Here is an 18,025-nt window from a genome sequence, read left to right as displayed (position 1 = left end):
CTAAAGGCTAATAACGTTATGATAGTTGATGATAACAAAAATAACAATATATAAAGAAGGCATTATATGCTTTATACTCACTTCTTCAAGTCACGAAAGGACGGCAGCCTATGATTTACATCCAGCGGTTTATTCAGTTTTTGTCAGATAAGCAGTGGAGAGAAGGCATTGAGATTACGGAATGGACTATGCAAAAGGCTAAATACATCATGCCCGGGGTGTATGAAAGGTTGACGGAGCAGCCGGAGCTGACCTCCGTGAATCCGTTGAACAGCCAGCATGGGATTACGTATTTTCTAAGCAAGCAGGTGGAAATTCCATCTCACTGGCAAGGTGCAGAGGCTGCTCTTGTATTTGAGGCGGGTGGCGAAGGTCTGTTGAAGGTGAATGGAGAGCCGTATCATGGCCTGGATCGTAACCATTGGTTTGTACCGCTGCCTGCGGCGAGGGTAGGGACTGCACCACAGCTGGACATCGAGCTGTATGATCCCATACCGGAGCCCGTAGATCCTTTAAATCAGCAGGCGGTGATTCAGCCTGTCATTTCAGGCATTACGAGCCGGCTGGTCTGGGTTAATGAACCAGTTCAGAACCTCCTGCATTCCGTAAAAGTTGCGTATGAAGCCTGCCGCTATCTCCCAGAGGAGGATTTACGGCGTCTTCGCATTCACAAGCAGTTGACGCAGGTGATGGATGAATTGTATGGCGCTGCAGATGCAGTGCTGGCTGACGGGCAGCGCATCTCGGCGATTGAGTCCAAGCTCATGGACAAGGTACGTCAAGAGAAGCCGGATGAGGGCTTGAATGGCGTCATGCATATGGTAGGACAATCCCATATTGATATTGCCTGGCTATGGCCGGTCCGGGAAACGGTACGCAAGGTCAGCCGGACCTTTTCCACGGTTACCACGCTGATGGAGAAATATCCGGACTTTAAATACAGTCAGAGCCAGCCTATTTTATACGCTTTTGTCAAAGAGCATTACCCGGAGCTGTATAGCAAAATCAAGCCGCTCATCGCGGAAGGCCGATGGGAGCTCGTCGGCGGGATGTGGGTTGAGCCGGATCTCAATATTCCAAACGGCGAGTCATTGGTGCGTCAAATGCTGCACGGCCAGCTATTTTATGAACAAGAGTTCGGGAAGCGTTCCGATATTGAGTGGCTGCCGGATACTTTCGGGTACTGTGCTTCACTTCCACAGCTGCTGAAGCAGGCGGGAGTACGCTACTTCATGACGACGAAGCTGGGCTGGAATGATACGAACAAATTTCCGTATGACTTGTTTTATTGGGTCGGTATAGATGGAACAGAGCTGCTTTCCTATCAGAATCATGGCGTGAATGAGCATACACTGCCCAAGGATATTCACGAGCACTGGCAGTCCTTTGGTCACAAGGATCAGCAGGATGAGCTGATGCTTCTGTATGGACATGGTGATGGCGGCGGCGGTGTGACTCATGAGATGGTAGAGTATGTGCGGCGCGGTGATCTGATGCCGGGGCAGCCGAAGGTGCGCTTTGCGACGGCGGCAGATTTCTTCCAGAGTATCGAACAGAAGCAGCCTCAGCTGCCGAAGTGGCATGGCGATCTGTATTTGGAGCTGCACCGGGGCACATATACTACTCATGCCAAGAACAAGCGCTATAACCGTTATGCTGAGCGGCTGTATCGGGATGCCGAGCTCTGGGGAACCATGGCTTCACTGGATGTGTCTTCAGCCCTTCCCGCCCAGAACCTGGAGGAAGGATGGAAGCTGATTCTGCTGAATCAATTCCATGATATTATTCCGGGAACAGCTATACCGGAGGCGTATGAAACGTCAACGGCGGAGTACGGGCGTATTTTTGAAATTGGAGAAGGGTCTTTGAAAAACTCGCTTGCGGCGATTACCGCTCAGGTAGATGTCTCTTCACGGGATGGAGGGGCATATGTCATCTATAACAGCCTGGGCTGGAGCCGTAACGAGACGATCGAAATTCAAGGCGGCAAAGAGCTGCGCCATGCTGCCGTTTATGATGCGCAGGGTCCCCTTATGTTTGATGTGAGCCAGGGTACGGGAGCGGGCGTAACCTTAACGATCCAGGTCAAAGAAATTCCGGGATTTGGATATAAGACAATCTGGGTCCAGCCGGCCGCTGCATCGGGCTCTGACCCGGCAATCGAAGCTGCTGCAATCCATGAGGATTTGGGAGAGGGGATAGATACCCCGTTTTACAAGCTGATCTTTAATGAACTAGGTGAAATTACCAGCTGGTATGATAAGCTCAGTAACCGGGAGCTTATCTCTGCAGGCTGCGTTGCAAATGAGCTGCAGCTATTCCATGACCGTCCAACCTACTGGGACGCGTGGGACATCGATCCCCGTTATGAGACGAAGCGGGCAGATCAAGTGACGCTGATTCAGAAAAAGGTATTGCTGAGAGGACGGGTCAAGCAAGTGCTCAGCTTCACCTGGAAATTGGGACAATCAATCATCACCCAAGAAATGACCTTCTATGAAGATCGCAGACGGGTGGATTTTAAGACGCATGTGGATTGGAAAGAGGATCATAAGCTGCTGAAGGTCGCTTTTCCCGTAGATCTGGTGGCGTCCAAAGCAAGCTATGAGATTCCGTTCGGCGCACTGGAGCGGCCGACCCATCGCAACACCAGCTGGGAGCAGGCGCAATTCGAGGTGTGCGGCTACCGCTGGGCAGATGTGTCGGAGAACGGATTTGGAGTCAGCCTGCTGAACGACTGCAAATACGGCTATGACATCAAGGATGGGGTGATGCGCCTGTCCTTGCTGCGCGCGCCATCCTGGCCGGATGTCGCGGCTGACCGCGGAGAGCACGAGTTCACATACGCGCTGTACCCGCATGAAGGAAGCTGGAGTCAGGCTCATACAGTCCGAGAGGCTGCTGAGCTGAACACGCCGGTTCACATCGTTGAAGCCCTAAAAGAAGCCGCGGCTTCGACACCAGCACGGCCTGCTGAGCTATCCTGGCTGAAGCTGAGCAGCCGCCATGTGATCCTCGATACCGTAAAGCCGGCCGAGAAGGGCGGAGGCACCATCGTGCGGCTTTACGAATCCTCAGGAGGCCGGGAAACCGTGACCTTGAGCTGGCCTTACCCAGGCATCAGAGTCACTTCTGTCAATTTGCTGGAGGATGAGCTGGATCAACAGGCGCTGAAGGTGGAGGATGGCAGCATTACTCTGGATTTCAAGCCTTTTGAAGTAAAATCGATCAAAATATAATAAGATGCTCAAAAGACCCATGAAGATGTGCTTCATGGGTCTTTTGCTGTACTTGCCAGCTCATCCGCCGATTATCAATGCCTTTCATTTCGCTTGTCGTACGTGATTCGCGCTATCGCATCATGAAGGTGGATCGATTCCTCGTTCCTACACTCAACGGTAAAGGCTTGTACCTCTTCAATCTCATATAAATCGGCAGCCACAAGGCGAACCATATCTTCTACGAAGCGGGGATTCTCATAGGCGTGCTCCGTTACTTTTTTCTCGTCCGGACGCTTTAAAATGGGGTGCAGGGCACTGCTGGCATTAGATTCCGCAGCATGCAGAAGCACGGTTTTCCAGTCAAAGCCAGGAGCCATCAAGGGGTCCACGACCACCGATAGGGTGACAACACCGCGCTGATTATGGGCGCTGTATTCACTAATTTCTTTGGAGCACGGACACAGTGTTGTAACAGCAACGCTCAAGCCCATGTTAGCGGTGAAAGGCTTTCCTTCCTCATAAATCACCTTCATGCTCACATCAGCATGACTTAATCCGCTCAAACCCGACACAGGCGCAGTCCGCTCGAAAAACCACGGAAAAGTCACCGTGATCTCGGCATGATGGGCCTCCATATATTGGGACAGCTCTTCTGTAAACCTACATAGCAGCGAGAGGTCAGCCGTCAGGCCTTTATGGCGATAGGCCTCCAAATGCTCTGTCAATCGGCTCATATTAATTCCTTTGGATTCCAGCTTGAGGCTTGTTGTTAATTCAAGAGTCGCAATGCTTGTCTGTACAAAGGGGGCCAGGCTTGACTGGATTTGTATGGGATGGCGCACTCGACTGATGCCAACCTGATCGAGAGGAAACAAGTAATTATCTTTTTGATTCTGTAAATCAATCATATCCTCTTTAGTAGTAGGCTTATGACCTGGAGTAGGGTCTACCGAACCGAAAATAGTATGCCTCCGGCTCTTGTCCGGTAAAACAAAAGGGTGATTTGAGTTCATGGGCTTCTCCTTAGTATGATCTGTAGTGATCGTAATACTTACGAATTAATTTTTATTATAAATGAGAGTAGAAATAGATGTCAAAGCACCTTGCCATTGACGCGGAGGAGTGGAGTTGTTAAAATATTATTCGTAATTGTTACTATTAATAATCGTAATGTTTACGTATGAAATATAGCTGCTAGGATGTAGTTCGTAAGGCTCGTAAGGGGAAAGGTGGTTTCAAAGAGATGGCAACGATCATATCGATGAATAATGTGGAGTTTGGCTACGAAGATGTTCCTTGTCTGGAGGAAGTCAGTGTACATATTGATGAGGGTGAATTTATAGCTGTTACCGGACAGAATGGAGCTGCCAAATCGACTTTACTCAAGCTGATGCTGGGCTTGCTGAGGCCTTGGAACGGAAAGGTACAGCTGGCGAAACGTAAAGAGGATGGGACCAAGCTTAGAATCGGCTATGTTTCCCAGCAGGTGGCTGCCTTTAATTCGGCCTTCCCCAGCACTGTGGCTGAATTTGTGCGCTCCGGCCGGCATGTGCACGGCTCCTGGATCCGCAGATTGAACACCAAGGATCATGAGATGGTGGAAGACGCGCTCAAGCAGATGGGGATGTGGGAGCTTCGACAAAAGAGAATCGGGGAGCTGTCCGGAGGACAGAAGCAAAAGATTTGTATTGCCCGCGCGCTCGCTTTGGAGCCCGACTTGCTTCTGCTGGATGAGCCGACGACTGGAATGGATTCCGAGAGCCGGGAAGATCTTTATCGGTGCTTGCAGAATCAGGTCGTAGGACAGGGAAGAACAGTTGTAATGGTCACCCACGCATTGCAGGAGATGGAGCAGTATGTGCATCGTATTGTGAAGCTGGAGCGAAAGGAGGACCGGGGATGGAAATGCTGCACTACGACTTCATGCAGCGGGCATTTTGTGCCGGCGGCATCATTGCAATAGTAGCATCTGTACTCGGCGTTTATCTGATGCTTCGGAGACAAGCGCTGATGGCGGATATGCTGGCACATGTGTCTCTTGCCGGTGTAGCGGGCGGAGTGTACCTGGGGCTTAACCCGACAATAACAGGAATCGTCATCGTTGTGATCGGGGCCGTCGTTGTGGAATATGTCCGCAAAGCCTATAACACGTACAGCGAAATCTCGATCGCCATTATTATGATCGGAGGTCTTTCGTCCGCTGTGATCTTGATGAGCCTGAGCAAAAATGTAAGTACCGGATTTACATCCTACTTGTTTGGGTCTGTCGTTGCCATTAATCAGATGGAGCTGTTTATTATGAGTGCGGCCGCCGTCATCGGCGGGATCTTTTTCTTCCTGATGCGAAGGCCGCTGTATCAAATAATCGTTGATGAAGAAGCAGCTACAGCGAATGGATTACCTGTTCAATGGATCTCGCTCGGTTTTAGTATCGTCACCGGAATGATCGTTGCGGCTGCCATGCCAATTGTTGGAGTTCTTCTCGTTTCCTCGCTCATTGTGCTGCCGGCATCCCTTGCGATACGGATTGCGTCTAGCTTTGCGGCTGCCCTGGTCATTTCCATGCTGGTAGGTGTATCCGGCGTTTTCCTGGGTTTGACTGCATCATACGAGCTGAGCACGCCGCCGGGAGGCACCATTGCTTTTGTATTGCTGTTGATGCTTATTCTCAGCACGGGAATGAAGCGGCTGGTATCGGCGTGGAAGAAAGGAACTCAACGGAAAGAAAGAGGAATGGAGAACGAGAAGGAGCAGCCGGCGCGGCATACGGACCGTGCTGCAGTAACGGATCAATAAGAATTAAATTTTGAATTGTAATTGGGTAGAACAAAGGAGAGTTTATGATGAATAGATGGAGCAAATGGTTGAGCAAAACAGCATTCGTCTCGTTAGGTCTTGTTGTGATGCTGACAGGGTGTGGGAATGAAGAGAAGGAAACGGTCACCGGTGAAAACGGCGAAGCTGAGAGATTAAATGTGGTGACGACCTTTTATCCGATGTATGAATTCAGCAAGCAGATCGCAGGTGAACATGCAGACGTTGTTGCGCTCGTGCCTGCAGGAGTGGAGCCCCATGACTGGGAGCCCAGCCCGCAGGATATGGCCAAAATTAAGGAAGCAGATATTTTTGTATATAACGGCGGCGTAGAAGGCTGGGTAGAAGATGCATTATCCAGTGCATCGAGCGAAAAGCGAATTGTTGTCAAAGCCAGTGAAGGCATCGAGCTGATGGAAGGGGAAAATGACGGTCACAATCACGGGCATCATCATGGTCATGAGGAAGGGCATGAAGGCCATGAGGAAGGTCACGGCGAAGGCCATGAAGAAGGCCACGAGGGTCATGATGAAGGTCATGATCACGAAGGTGAGTCCGCGGGTGAGCATGAAGAGGAGCACGACCATACAGCCGAGGATAAGCACGACCATGAAGAGGGTGATACCATCTTAGATCCCCATGTATGGCTGGATCCATCACTTGCCCAGAAGCAGGTTGCCACCATTCTGGAGGCCTACGAGCAAGCCGATCCCGCTCATGCTGCAAGCTACGCAAGCAACGCAGAAGCTTACATCGCCAAGCTGCAAGAGCTGGATCAATCTTTTGAGGAGGCCTTGAAAGCTGCCAAGCGAACCGAGTTTATTACGCAGCACGCAGCGTTTGGATATCTCGCGAAAAGGTATGGCTTGACACAGATTGCGATTGCCGGTCTTTCTCCAGATCAGGAGCCTTCTCCGGATCGAATGGCGGAAATTATTACGTTTGCGAAGGAGCATGACGTAAAAACGATATTTTTCGAGAAGCTGGTTCAGCCCAAGGTGGCCCAGACCATTGCCAATGAAATTGGAGCCAGGACCGATGTGCTGAATCCGCTGGAAGGCTTAACAGAAGAGGATTTGAAGCAAAATCTCGATTATATCGGCGCTATGGAAATGAACAGAGATGCTTTAAAGAAAGCTTTGGTGGAATAGAGAGGACAGTATATGCGGAAGTGAGGTAGACAGGGATGGAACCAGCAGATGAAATGAAGGAAATGCTTCAGCTTCTGTCTAACAACGGGTATCGAATCACAGAACAACGCCAGAAATTGCTAGCCATTTTGATGGAGGAACAGGGTTTCCTGTCACCGAAAGATGTTTACGCTCGCATGCTTGTCGATTTTCCAGGCGTTAGCTTTGATACCGTATATCGCAATTTGCGTATTCTTCACCAGTTAGGAATGGTAGAGCCCTTTAATTTTATGGAGAATGGGGTCAAGTTCAAAATCAGCTATAGCAAAAACCAGCACCATCATCATCTGGTATGTTTAGCTTGTGATAAAATTGTTCCCTTTGACTACTGTCCCTTAGATCGACCTATACATTTTCCGGAAAAAATGAAAGTGATGTATCATCGCTTCGAGGTTTACGGCTTATGTGAATACTGTCAGTAGATCCACCCCGGAAGGAGCACCAATAATGACAACAAAAGTGCCGATCGTCATTCTGTCAGGCTTTTTAGGAAGCGGGAAGACGACCTTACTTACCAAAATGCTTCAATTTTATACCAGCCGGCAGCTTACTCCAGCCGTCATCATGAATGAGGTAGGCGATGTGAACTTAGATGGCTTGCTGGTCGGTGAAGACATTGCTATGCGGGAGATGCTGAGCGGATGTATTTGCTGTAGTATCAGCGGCGATCTGGGATTAGAGATTAGAGATCTCATACAGGAAGCTTCTCCGGACTTAATCTTGGTCGAAGCGACAGGGGTAGCTAATCCCATGGAGACGTTTGATGCCGTTACAGATGCTGCGATACTCATACCGATTGAAATGCATGCCATGGTTTCTGTGGTGGATGCTAACCACTTTCTACATTGGCATCGAAAAGGAAAAGGAAGAACATACCATCTCATGATGGATCAAATACGTTGTGCTTCGATCCTGCTCCTTAACAAATCCGACTTGATCAGCCCGGCTGAGCTGGATGAAACGAGGCAGCTGCTGGTCAAGCTGAACCCGCATGCAGCTGTGCATGTCACAACATACTGTCAAATTGAGGATGAGCTATTGGAGCAAGTGCTGGAGATTCCTACGCGCCCAATTGCATATGAGGATATACAAAAGAACGATCACGCTGCTACGAGCTCTGATCATGATCACCACTCTTCACCAGAGCAGCCTGGTCACCACCACACTCATAGTCATGTGATGGCTTACACGTATTATTTTGAACAGCCGATTGACCAGGAAAGCTTTACGAATATGATCACTCAGTTACCAGAGCATATTTACAGAGCCAAAGGCGTGTACACCGCAGCAGATACAGGGGAGCGGATGCTGTTCCAATATGCTTATCAAAAGGTGGACACCTTCCGCATCAATCCTCAGGGAAAGGTTGAGGATGTGGCAGCCTTTATCGGCGAACAATTTTCTAAAGACAGCTTGAAAAAGCAGCTCGACGAAATCACAAGCTACCGTAAAATGTAATGTTAAATATTCCTCCTGAAGAGGGTTCCCGAGTTCATGATGGGAATCCTCTTTATTTATGTATCGACAGCCACAGGGCTTGTTCGTTACATATATTTACAGGGGGTGAGAGTTCCCGTAATATGGAAGGGGGGCGCGTTTATTTCTCAATACTTGTAATCCCGTCTTGTTATAGAATAATGCGTTGGATGCTCATAATTGGAGATAAACATATACAGAGAAAGTTAAGGTGACTTTAAATGGGAGTTAAATATCAGGTTGTTGAAGCTTGCCCAGTTGAAGAAGTCATTGACGTTTTCCGTTCTTCGGGGATTCGAAGACCTATTAATGACTCGGAACGCATTGCTACAATGATTAAAAACTCTGATGTTATGGTTACCGCGAGAGAGAACCAGCAGCTTATTGGGTTTTTAAGAGCGATTACAGATTATTCCTATTGCTGCTACATTTCTGATCTTGCAGTGTCTAAGAGCTCGCAAGAAAAAGGTGTCGGAAAACAACTGATTGAGACACTAAAAAAACATTTAGGTGAGGTGGATGTTCAATATATCTTACTGTCAGCACCTAGTGCATTAGGATTTTATGGCAAAATAGGTTTTGAAAGAGCAGATAAAGCTTTTGTTATTAGGAGAAAAAGCAACTGATCTATGAAACTTATAAAAGTTAACATGCAGTACAAAAAAATTACAGGAGGCATTTCAATGATTCCGGAACGAGTAAGCTTAATCACAATCGGGGCGAAGCAGCTTCCGCAATTGAGACAGTTCTATCAGCGGTTAGGTTGGCGTGAGCTGGAATTTAGCTCAGACAGCTATTGTGTTTTTAGAACGGCAGGCGTGCTGCTTTCCTTGTTTCCATTGACGGAATTGCTGAAGGATGCAGGGCTTAGTCAAGATTACAGTATAGAGGGCTTCAAAGGGATTACGTTAGCAATCAATGTGGATCAACCGGGCGAGGTGGACACATATATGGAAGAAGTTCGAGCTGCGGGTGGAACGGTGATACGCGAGGCAAGTGATGCGTTTTGGGGAGGCAGAACCGCTTATTTCTTAGATCCTGAGAGTAATGCTTGGGAAATCGCGTGGAATCCAGACTCCGTCTTTGATGAAAAAGGGGCTATGATCAGCTTTTAACCCGTCAAATGACATGGCAGATGTCATGAGCTTGCAAGGGAGCGTACAGTATGAAATTTTTAACGAAAGAATGGTATGAACTGATGCAGAAGACGAGCTATCATCTAGGATTGGAAGAAGAACCTAGAGCAGAGAAGTATTCGGAGCGCTTGTATGAGGAGGTTTACAGTCAAGAGCTAGAAAAATGGCTGGAGCTGCATCAGCAGATTGATTTGTTATCTCAGGCTGACGAAATCAGCCAGCCATTACACGCCGATCAGGAAGCCGTGCGTTTTCGTGAAATTCAGCTTTACAAACAAGAAATGTTTAGACGTTCCCTGCCATCCGCCATTCTGAATCAGATTGCAGACCTTAGAGTATTTGCACTTGAAAAAGCATCCGCAAGCGTAATTTCTGCGCTGACTCAATTTTGTGAAGAGAATCATCAACTGGTGCAAAAAGCAAGCGAACAGTATATAGCTTTTCTGCACTCGCTTTCCACCGCTATAGAACGAGAACTGCTGCAAAACTTCAGCTTCCATGATTGCGTAATTACCGGCGTGGAACAAAATGAACAAGCTTTCACCATTCATTTAGATCCCACCGGTGGATTCACTGACATATGCAAGGTGACATTCGAGGATTACGTGATTTTGGAGCTGGATGGTAATATTCAAGGGGCGTGGTGGCTGTATGAAGAAGTATACCCGGTAAATGACAGCTATGAATTTCACGCATTATTGCAATCACCCCATGCCGGATTAACATATCTCACGATATCAGCTAAGAACGCAAATTTCACATCAAATTAAATCGCTTTAACGTGGTTGAGCAAGACAGGGACAGGTTATTATTAAATGAGTTCGCTGACATAGTGATCCATTTTAGAGGACAACACGTATCCTTTATAAACACATCAAAGATGCTTCGGTATCTAGAGGAGGGAGGTGAAACTCTTTCATGCAGAGACTGAAGGGTTCTTCTAACTGGCAAAGGTTATCCGCAGTCCTGATTCTGATCTGTGCCAGCTTCTGGATTCAGTCGGTAACCGCACCCACGGCCTCGGCGCTGCTTAAGGAAATCGTTGAACCTGTCTTGAAACCGGTAAGACCCGCTCCAGACCCATCAGAGCCAGCCGCGTCAAATGCAGAGAATGCGGAACAGAAGGGAATTCCATTAAAGGTACCCTCTATTCAGCTGGATACACCCATTGTAAAGGTAAAGACACCTGAGGTCGTCATTGAGGCAGAAATAAGTCAACCGGCGGTGAGGATCAATACCTCAACGACGACGGTGGAAGCGCCTCTAGTGACAACCCAGCTGGGTGAGATTTCTGCGGACGTGAAGCCTGAGGGACGGCTTTTGCCGCAAGTGAAGGTGGAGGCTCCCTCGGTTCAAGTCGAGACGCTCGGCATTCAAGCTGAAGCTTCCAAAGCGACGGTTGCAGTGAAGCCTGATGAGGGGATCGTGCCTTCGGTTCAGATTCAATCTCCAGCCATTAAAGCGGTGACACCTGAGCTGAAGGCGAGTGTTCCAAGTGTGGATGTCAAGGCAGAAGAGCCGCGGTCCAAGAGCAACCCGCCGGCTCAGTCTGTTCCAACGCCTGCAGATTCTGCGGTTCCTGTAGCATCTCTACAGAAAGATACTTCTTTTAGCCCGCAGACGTCGAGCAAAGCTCAAGAGGACGAAGTGGAAATCTCTGACACGGAAAATGAGGAGCGTAATGAACTCCCTAACCCGATCACAGAGGCTCCAGTACTTGTAAACGTTACGGATCAAAGTGATTCAGATCTTAACGTAGGCGAACCTGAAGCTGCTGTAAATGAGCAAGCGTTGGTGAGTGAGACCAGGTCGACTCCTTATCGTGGTAATGCTCGGGCTGGTGAGAACCAATCCAATGAGCCTGTGGCTTCAGAGGAAAAAATATCTTTGGCTGAGGAGACAAGTGGAAATACTTCCACCGATCCAACTCAGAAAAACACACGTCCGAGCGTTGCGCTGGTGCCTTTGAATACGTCCACCGGCTCGGCAGGCTCCAACACTGCTTCCAATTCTCTTGGAAACAGCGGTTCATCTTATCCCATAACTAACTTAACAGATAAGATTAGTGGAGTTTATAACGTAACCTCCGTTGTGCTTCAACAGCAGTATCTCCTTGGCAGTGACCAGTGGTCTCAACCACCGCCGGGTCAACCGCCGCAACAGCATACATTTCTCTCACCAATTGAAACCCAAACATTCAATTAAAAATGAGAAGGAGTGTATGTTAAATGAAAAAGGTACCGCAATGGGCGAAAATGTCGGTGTTGTCTGCAACTTTTGTACTTGGTGTCATGGGTGTTTCTCAGGAAGGCTATGCTTCATCCTATAGCAAGGGGAATTCTTCATTGGGGCTGGGTCTTGATACTAAGATTGGAATTCAGGTGGGCTCCCAGCATCATTCAAAGACCAGTCACGACAGTTCTGGATATGCGTCCAAGAACCAGAGTGGTTTAGGTCTGGGGCTGGATCTGAATGCAGATCTTCAACTTCAGGCAGAGAGCGATGCCTCTCGCAGCCATCATGAGGAAGGACATTCTCAGCACTCAAAGACTACCAGCAAAGCAGGCTTGGACGTGAACCTTGCGGCAGACGCTTCAGCACATCAATCTAGCTGGAGCCAGAGTGAGTATGGCAATAGCCATCATCATACCTCGGAATCTATGCAAAAGCAGCAATCCCAAAGTCAGCTCGGACTGGACATCAATGCCAGCAAGCAGCTGGAGTCCTCATCCAGTTATTCCACTGTAAACAATGAGGATACTGGTCATCGGGAGATCCATCGGGAAACGAAGCGTCAATCCAGTCAAGATGTCGGGTTGAGCTTAAATGCTGCAAAAGAGCAGGAATCTATGTCTCGCACCAACACGAGCTCAGAAACTAACGCAGAACAAGCTCGCCGTGAATCCAGCACCGAGACGTATACCAAGAGCTCGCGCAATTTGGGCCTCGACTTGAACGCTTCTAGCGAGAAAGAAACGGCTAGCAAGACGACGAAACGCGAGAGTGTAGAAGGCCGCAACGGTCAGGCTGAGCGTGAAGCAACTAGCGAGACGTACAGCCGCACTGACAAGGACTTCGATCTGGCGCTGAACAACGAGAAGGAATCGGAAAAGATGACGTCTTGGACGAAACGCGAGAGTACAGAAGGCCGCAACGGTCAGGCTGAGCGTGAAGCATCTAGCGAAACGTACAGCCGCACTGACAAGGACTTCGATCTGGCGCTGAACAACGAGAAGGAATCGGAAAAGATGACGTCTTGGATGAAACGCGAGAGTGTAGAAGCCCGCAACGGTCAGGCTGAGCGTGAAGCATCTAGCGAAACGTACAGCCGCACTATGAAGGACTTCGACCTGGCGCTGAACAACGAGAAGGAATCGGAGAAGATGACGTCTTGGACGAAGCGTGAGAGTACAGAAGGCCGCAACGGTCAGGCTGAGCGTGAAGCATCTAGCGAAACGTACAGCCGCACTGACAAGGACTTCGATCTGGCGCTGAACAACGAGAAGGAATCGGAAAAGATGACGTCTTGGACGAAACGCGAGAGTACAGAAGGCCGCAACGGTCAGGCTGAGCGTGAAGCATCTAGCGAAACGTACAGCCGCACTATGAAGGACTTCGATCTGGCGCTGAACAACGAGAAGGAATCGGAGAAGATGACGTCTTGGACGAAGCGCGAGAGTGTAGAAGGCCGCAACGGTCAGGCTGAGCGTGAAGCATCTAGCGAAACGTACAGCCGCACTGACAAGGACTTCGATCTGGCGCTGAACAACAAGAAGGAATCGGAGAAGATGACGTCTTGGATGAAGCGCGAGAGTGTAGAAGGCCGCAACGGTCAGGCTGAGCGTGAAGCAACTAGCGAGACGTACAGCCGCACTGACAAGGACTTCGATCTGGCGCTGAACAACAAGAAGGAATCAGAGAAGATGACGTCTTGGATGAAGCGCGAGAGTGTTGTTAGATTCTAACAGATAGTTTCACGAGACAGCTCACTTGACTGTAATATGAAGTAATGAAATAAAGACATGGTGGAGTCTGGGAGTTAAGCCCAGTACCGCCATGTCTTTATTTTGGTGTATTGCCGCCTTTTTCAACACGTCGCCTCACAGTTGTATCACGGTCTATTTAAAGCTACGGCTTTAAAACAACCTTGATGCATTCATCCTCATGATCATTAAAGACCTTATAGGCTTCGCTGGCTTGATCAAGAGGGACTCGATGGGTAATGATCTCAGTGGGGTCCAGCTTGCCTTGATTAATCATATCGAACAGCATCGGCATCAGATGAATGACAGGGGCTTGTCCCATTTTCAGCGTTAAATTCCGCTCAAACATATTTCCTAGCGGGAACATGTTATATTTAGAGCCATATACCCCGGTTAACTGAATGGTGCCGAATTTACGAACAGCGACCATAGCCATCTCCAGTGCGCTGATTGTGCCGCCCTGCAGCTTCAGCCTTTGGCCTACGGCTTCAAGCGCACTCTTTTTACCATCCATTCCGACACAATCAATGACGATGTCTGCGCCGCCTTTTGTGATCTCGCGTAAATATTTACCGGTATCGTCGTATTCCTCAAAATTAATGGTTTCCACCTTATTCATTTTTTCAGCATGACGTAAGCGATAGGGAACATGATCGACCGCAATAACCCGCTTTGCGCCTTTCATCCAAGCGAATTTCTGAGCCATCAATCCCACTGGACCGCAGCCCAGCACAATCACGGTGTCGCCTGGCTTCATACCGGAATGCTCGACACTCCAGTACGCAGTGGGCAGTACATCTGACATAAACAGTACCGCCTCGTCCTCAAGCTCACTGGATTCAGGAATGACAAAGGGCATGAAATTTCCGTAAGGCACCCGCAGTAACTCGGCTTGTCCTCCCGCGTAGTCTCCATACCGGTCCGTATATCCAAAGTATGCCCCTGTATCAAACTCCGGATTTCCATTCGCACGGTCGCACTGGCTCTCCATTTCATGGGTACAGTAGAAGCAGGAGCCGCAGGAAACGTTAAAAGGCAGCACGATCCGGTCTCCTTTTTTCACCTTGCTAACCTCGGGACCTACCTCCTCCACAATGCCCATCGGCTCATGTCCAATTACAAAATCCTTCTCGGTCGGAATAGCACCTTTATAAATGTGAAGATCAGATCCGCAAATGGCGGTAGACGTAATCCGGACAATAATATCATCGGCTTGCTGAAGAACGGGGTCCTGCACTTCTTTAACCTTTACATCATGTGCGCCTTGAAACGTCACTGCTTTCACGTGAAATCCCTCCTATTCAATTCAAAAGCCTACCTGTGATATACCCAATTCTTCAAAAAATATGTTATTAGATTCCACTTTTATAGCTTTACACAATCCTTGATTCTTGGTTATTGAGCCCTAAAAAATTATTTTTATGTAAAATCAAGCTTCTATACAAAATATTTTTGACAAAAATGTGGCTCATATGTGTCTAAATTATGTACAATGGGGGTATATATAATGTAGAATAGGATGTAAGCACTTGCACTAATGGAGATCATTACACACTTGAAATGGAGTTGACTACATGATGAAGTATGAAATCAAATATGCCACGCGAATGAAAGAAGTTATCTTTATGTCTTTTCTGTTTAGCGTTGTCATGTTTCAGATCGGGGTATGGACGAAATCCTCGTACCCGATTTTCTTTTACGCTCAAATTGCCGTGAATTTGGTGCTTGTGGGGGCTTTATTGATTGAAATGTATGCCCGCTTTGTAAGAAGAGGTGTTATGATCCAGAGCGATCAGAAGAGTATTGTCATTAACGGCGAAGTGATCCGTGCTGAAGATCTGGAAGAGATTCGCATTTCCGGCTGCCGCAGTGCAGCATTCGGCCTCAAGCTTAAGGAAAGCAAGCGCATGCGTTATACATTTAAATTTCTGGATTCCAAATGTGAAGGTGTCCGCGAAATCGTGAAATTTGCGGAAATGAACGGGGTTAACGTCATCAAGACTGGACCACAATCCCCGCTGATCGAAGCGATGTAGCATCAAACCCTCTAAGAAGAGAAAGACTTCGACTGAATATTCGGCCGAAGTCTTTTTTTATGGAAGCTATTCCTGCTTGATATGTGTTACAAACCAGTTCACGATATGTGATAAACGCTGCACCCGAAGCGCAGGATGTCCGCTTCGAGACAGGTTATGGTCAGCACCCGGGAAGCGAACCAGCGAGGTCGTCTTGCCGAGCCGCTTCAGGGCGATAAATAGCTGTTCACCCTGTTCGATGGGACAACGCAGATCCTGCTCTCCATGCAAAATAAGCAGCGGGGTATTGACATGCTGTACATACGCGAGAGGAGAATGCTCCCAGAGCTTGCTCAGATCTTGCCAAGGGTTGCCCTGAATCATGTCCTCCGTGAAGAAATACCCGATATCACTGACACCATAAAAGGATATCCAGTTTGAGATCGATCTCTGCGTCACCGCCGCCTGGAATCGATCTGTATGGCCGACGATCCAGTTAGTCATGAACCCGCCGTAGCTCCCACCGGTAACCCCAAGGCGGGAAGGATCAACACAATCATAGGCTTCAATGACGTAGTCTACCAGCTCCATCAAATCCTGATAATCCCGGCCGCCATAATCGCCTCGCACCGTATTGACATGTACCTGGCCGTAGCCGTGACCGCCGCGTGGGTTGCTGTAAATGACGGCGTATCCGGCCGCCGCAAGCAGCTGGAATTCAAGCATGAAGGTATGTCCATACATCGCCTGGGGACCGCCGTGAATTTCAAGCACAGCAGGTGCTTTTTGCCCCTCTTTCAAATGGGTCGGCTTCATGATCCAGCCTTGAAGGCTCCATTCATCCTGTGTCTTAAACGTAAACGACTCCGGCAAGCTGAACTGCAGCTCTGACCATAGCTCGTTATTGACATTCGTTAATGAGATTTCTTCGGAATGTGAATTCTGGAGCACATATAAATCACCCGGATGAAGCGGATCGGCGGAGGCCAGTATCAATCGACCGTCGTGTGCGACACCGAATTCATATACTTCCCGCTCGCCAGTGGTTACTACGTTCATGCCAGAGCCATCAAGCTGGTATGCGGCAACGTGAACACTTCCCTGTTGACTGATCTGGACATATACAGTGCCGCCATCGGTGCTGAATTGTGGCTTGGAGCCGGCACCCGCTCTCATATCACTGACACCGCTGTGCCCGATCTGAATATCCAGCTCACTGTACATAGCTGTACACGATCCACCCTGCAAGGGAAGCAGGTGAATCCGGTTGAGTGTCGCCAGGCCGCAGCTCAGATCATCGGCTAACAGCAGGAGCTGACTGCCATCCGGAGTGAAGGAGACGGAGTGAATAGAGAGGCTGCTGTCAGTCATCTTTTGTGTAGATAAATCCTGCAGCTGGACTGTAAATACATCATCTATACGTGAGAGATCTGCATCACGGCAAGCCTCTGAAGAGACAGAGGTCACATAGGCAACACTAGAGCCGTCGGGTGCCCAAGCATAATCCGTGACATCAAAATCTCCTGAGGTGATACACCGGGTCTCCCGTGTTCCTGACAAAGATACCAGGACCAGATGTGACCTTCGGTTATTCCATAAGCCGCTTCCGTCCGATTTATATTTGATCCGATTGAATACCTGTGCCTCTGGCAGCTTGACTTGATCGTCGGCTGCAGGATCATCCTCTTCGCCAGATGCAATCTGACTCTTCACGAGCAGTGCGGTCCCGTCTGGCGACCATTGAAAAGAGCTGGCCCCGTGCTTCAATGATGTTACACATTCGGCTTCGCCTCCACTCATGGGCAGCATGAACACCTGTCGGTTTGATCCGCTCTTGCGAAGAAATGCAAGCTGGCTGCCGTCCGGGGACCAGGCAGGGGAAGAGTCCTGTTCTCCTTGTGTAAGCACCCGTTCCTCCGCACCATCATGGGAAATCAGACGGATGTGCGAGGTATAGCCTTCTCTGCTTTCTGATACTTCCTTATACACATAAGCGGTTAGATCCTGAACAGGAGAAACCGCCGGTTCACTAACCCATTTCATGCGGTATAAGTCCTCGGGGGTAATCATTCTCTTGGTCGTCATGTCATTCTCCTCTCAGACAAGCGTGATGTTTTACAGACATAGCCACATTATTACAGAAAAATATATGAATTACTACTCCACATCCTTTATAAACAAAGAAAAACC

15 protein-coding genes are annotated in these 18,025 nt (G+C 48.7%); 12 read left to right on the top strand and 3 right to left on the bottom strand.

Annotation, left to right across the window (positions count from 1 at the left end):
• Positions 1–110: 110 nt before the first annotated feature.
• On the top strand, positions 111–3,239 hold the full coding sequence (locus tag E6C60_RS11365) for an alpha-mannosidase (RefSeq protein ID WP_138225949.1): 3,129 nt from the start codon (positions 111–113) through the stop codon (positions 3,237–3,239).
• A gap of 74 nt (positions 3,240–3,313) precedes the next feature.
• On the opposite strand, the gene folE2 is transcribed toward E6C60_RS11365, so the two are convergent.
• Positions 3,314–4,234 (bottom strand): GTP cyclohydrolase FolE2, encoded by a 921-nt coding sequence (folE2, locus tag E6C60_RS11360; protein WP_138225948.1) that lies wholly within the window; start codon positions 4,232–4,234, stop codon positions 3,314–3,316.
• Positions 4,235–4,464: 230 nt separating this feature from the next.
• On the opposite strand from folE2, the gene E6C60_RS11355 reads away from it, so the two are divergent.
• From E6C60_RS11355 to E6C60_RS11310, 10 genes are all read left to right on the top strand, one after another.
• Positions 4,465–5,184, top strand: a complete 720-nt coding sequence (locus E6C60_RS11355; protein WP_138225947.1) for a metal ABC transporter ATP-binding protein — start codon at positions 4,465–4,467, stop codon at positions 5,182–5,184.
• Positions 5,121–6,017 (top strand): metal ABC transporter permease, encoded by an 897-nt coding sequence (locus E6C60_RS11350; protein ID WP_138225946.1) that lies wholly within the window; start codon positions 5,121–5,123, stop codon positions 6,015–6,017. The genes E6C60_RS11355 and E6C60_RS11350 overlap by 64 nt, the downstream gene beginning before the upstream one ends.
• A gap of 47 nt (positions 6,018–6,064) precedes the next feature.
• Positions 6,065–7,186: a metal ABC transporter substrate-binding protein gene (locus tag E6C60_RS11345; RefSeq protein WP_138227763.1), complete on the top strand. Its 1,122-nt coding sequence runs from the start codon at positions 6,065–6,067 to the stop codon at positions 7,184–7,186.
• Positions 7,187–7,221: 35 nt separating this feature from the next.
• Entirely contained in the window at positions 7,222–7,647 is a 426-nt protein-coding gene (locus E6C60_RS11340) for a Fur family transcriptional regulator (protein ID WP_138225945.1), read from the top strand.
• 25 nt (positions 7,648–7,672) lie between these two features.
• Positions 7,673–8,683: a CobW family GTP-binding protein gene (locus E6C60_RS11335; RefSeq protein WP_138225944.1), complete on the top strand. Its 1,011-nt coding sequence runs from the start codon at positions 7,673–7,675 to the stop codon at positions 8,681–8,683.
• Positions 8,684–8,922: 239 nt separating this feature from the next.
• The gene (locus tag E6C60_RS11330; protein WP_138225943.1) at positions 8,923–9,327 is read left to right on the top strand and encodes a GNAT family N-acetyltransferase; all 405 of its coding nucleotides are present in this window, start codon (positions 8,923–8,925) and stop codon (positions 9,325–9,327) included.
• 57 nt (positions 9,328–9,384) lie between these two features.
• Complete coding sequence (locus E6C60_RS11325) at positions 9,385–9,816, top strand: VOC family protein (RefSeq protein ID WP_138225942.1); 432 nt, start codon at positions 9,385–9,387, stop codon at positions 9,814–9,816.
• 50 nt (positions 9,817–9,866) lie between these two features.
• The gene (locus E6C60_RS11320) at positions 9,867–10,607 is read left to right on the top strand and encodes a DUF4085 family protein (RefSeq protein ID WP_138225941.1); all 741 of its coding nucleotides are present in this window, start codon (positions 9,867–9,869) and stop codon (positions 10,605–10,607) included.
• Positions 10,608–10,755: 148 nt separating this feature from the next.
• Positions 10,756–12,042 (top strand): hypothetical protein, encoded by a 1,287-nt coding sequence (locus E6C60_RS11315; RefSeq protein ID WP_138225940.1) that lies wholly within the window; start codon positions 10,756–10,758, stop codon positions 12,040–12,042.
• A gap of 23 nt (positions 12,043–12,065) precedes the next feature.
• Positions 12,066–13,802 carry a hypothetical protein gene (locus E6C60_RS11310; RefSeq protein ID WP_138225939.1) on the top strand — a complete coding sequence of 579 codons (1,737 nt, stop codon included), beginning with the start codon at positions 12,066–12,068 and terminating at the stop codon, positions 13,800–13,802.
• Positions 13,803–13,965: 163 nt separating this feature from the next.
• Here E6C60_RS11310 and E6C60_RS11305 read toward each other — a convergent pair whose 3' ends face one another.
• Entirely contained in the window at positions 13,966–15,105 is a 1,140-nt protein-coding gene (locus E6C60_RS11305) for a zinc-dependent alcohol dehydrogenase (protein WP_138225938.1), read from the bottom strand.
• 289 nt (positions 15,106–15,394) lie between these two features.
• Here E6C60_RS11305 and E6C60_RS11300 point away from each other — a divergent pair, with 289 nt between their 5' ends.
• Positions 15,395–15,856 (top strand): hypothetical protein, encoded by a 462-nt coding sequence (locus E6C60_RS11300; protein ID WP_233280984.1) that lies wholly within the window; start codon positions 15,395–15,397, stop codon positions 15,854–15,856.
• Positions 15,857–15,922: 66 nt separating this feature from the next.
• Here E6C60_RS11300 and E6C60_RS11295 read toward each other — a convergent pair whose 3' ends face one another.
• Positions 15,923–17,920 carry a S9 family peptidase gene (locus tag E6C60_RS11295; protein ID WP_138225937.1) on the bottom strand — a complete coding sequence of 666 codons (1,998 nt, stop codon included), beginning with the start codon at positions 17,918–17,920 and terminating at the stop codon, positions 15,923–15,925.
• Between the last annotated feature and the right edge of the window lie 105 nt (positions 17,921–18,025).

It is taken from the genome of Paenibacillus algicola (assembly GCF_005577435.1).
GTDB classification, from domain to species: Bacteria; Bacillota; Bacilli; order Paenibacillales; family Paenibacillaceae; genus Paenibacillus_AQ; species Paenibacillus_AQ algicola.
Note: the sequence above shows the minus strand (reverse complement) of the source record. Positions and strands in the feature narration are given on the sequence as shown.

Coding starts and splice junctions, on each gene's coding strand:
- E6C60_RS11320 (WP_138225941.1), top strand. CDS start 9,867: ATGAAATTTTTAACGAAAGAATGGTATGAACTGATGCAGAAGACGAGC.
- E6C60_RS11310 (WP_138225939.1), top strand. CDS start 12,066: ATGAAAAAGGTACCGCAATGGGCGAAAATGTCGGTGTTGTCTGCAACT.
- E6C60_RS11355 (WP_138225947.1), top strand. CDS start 4,465: ATGGCAACGATCATATCGATGAATAATGTGGAGTTTGGCTACGAAGAT.
- folE2 (WP_138225948.1), bottom strand. CDS start 4,234: ATGAACTCAAATCACCCTTTTGTTTTACCGGACAAGAGCCGGAGGCAT.
- E6C60_RS11295 (WP_138225937.1), bottom strand. CDS start 17,920: ATGACGACCAAGAGAATGATTACCCCCGAGGACTTATACCGCATGAAA.
- E6C60_RS11340 (WP_138225945.1), top strand. CDS start 7,222: ATGGAACCAGCAGATGAAATGAAGGAAATGCTTCAGCTTCTGTCTAAC.
- E6C60_RS11330 (WP_138225943.1), top strand. CDS start 8,923: ATGGGAGTTAAATATCAGGTTGTTGAAGCTTGCCCAGTTGAAGAAGTC.
- E6C60_RS11350 (WP_138225946.1), top strand. CDS start 5,121: ATGGAAATGCTGCACTACGACTTCATGCAGCGGGCATTTTGTGCCGGC.
- E6C60_RS11335 (WP_138225944.1), top strand. CDS start 7,673: ATGACAACAAAAGTGCCGATCGTCATTCTGTCAGGCTTTTTAGGAAGC.
- E6C60_RS11365 (WP_138225949.1), top strand. CDS start 111: ATGATTTACATCCAGCGGTTTATTCAGTTTTTGTCAGATAAGCAGTGG.
- E6C60_RS11315 (WP_138225940.1), top strand. CDS start 10,756: ATGCAGAGACTGAAGGGTTCTTCTAACTGGCAAAGGTTATCCGCAGTC.
- E6C60_RS11300 (WP_233280984.1), top strand. CDS start 15,395: ATGATGAAGTATGAAATCAAATATGCCACGCGAATGAAAGAAGTTATC.
- E6C60_RS11325 (WP_138225942.1), top strand. CDS start 9,385: ATGATTCCGGAACGAGTAAGCTTAATCACAATCGGGGCGAAGCAGCTT.
- E6C60_RS11345 (WP_138227763.1), top strand. CDS start 6,065: ATGAATAGATGGAGCAAATGGTTGAGCAAAACAGCATTCGTCTCGTTA.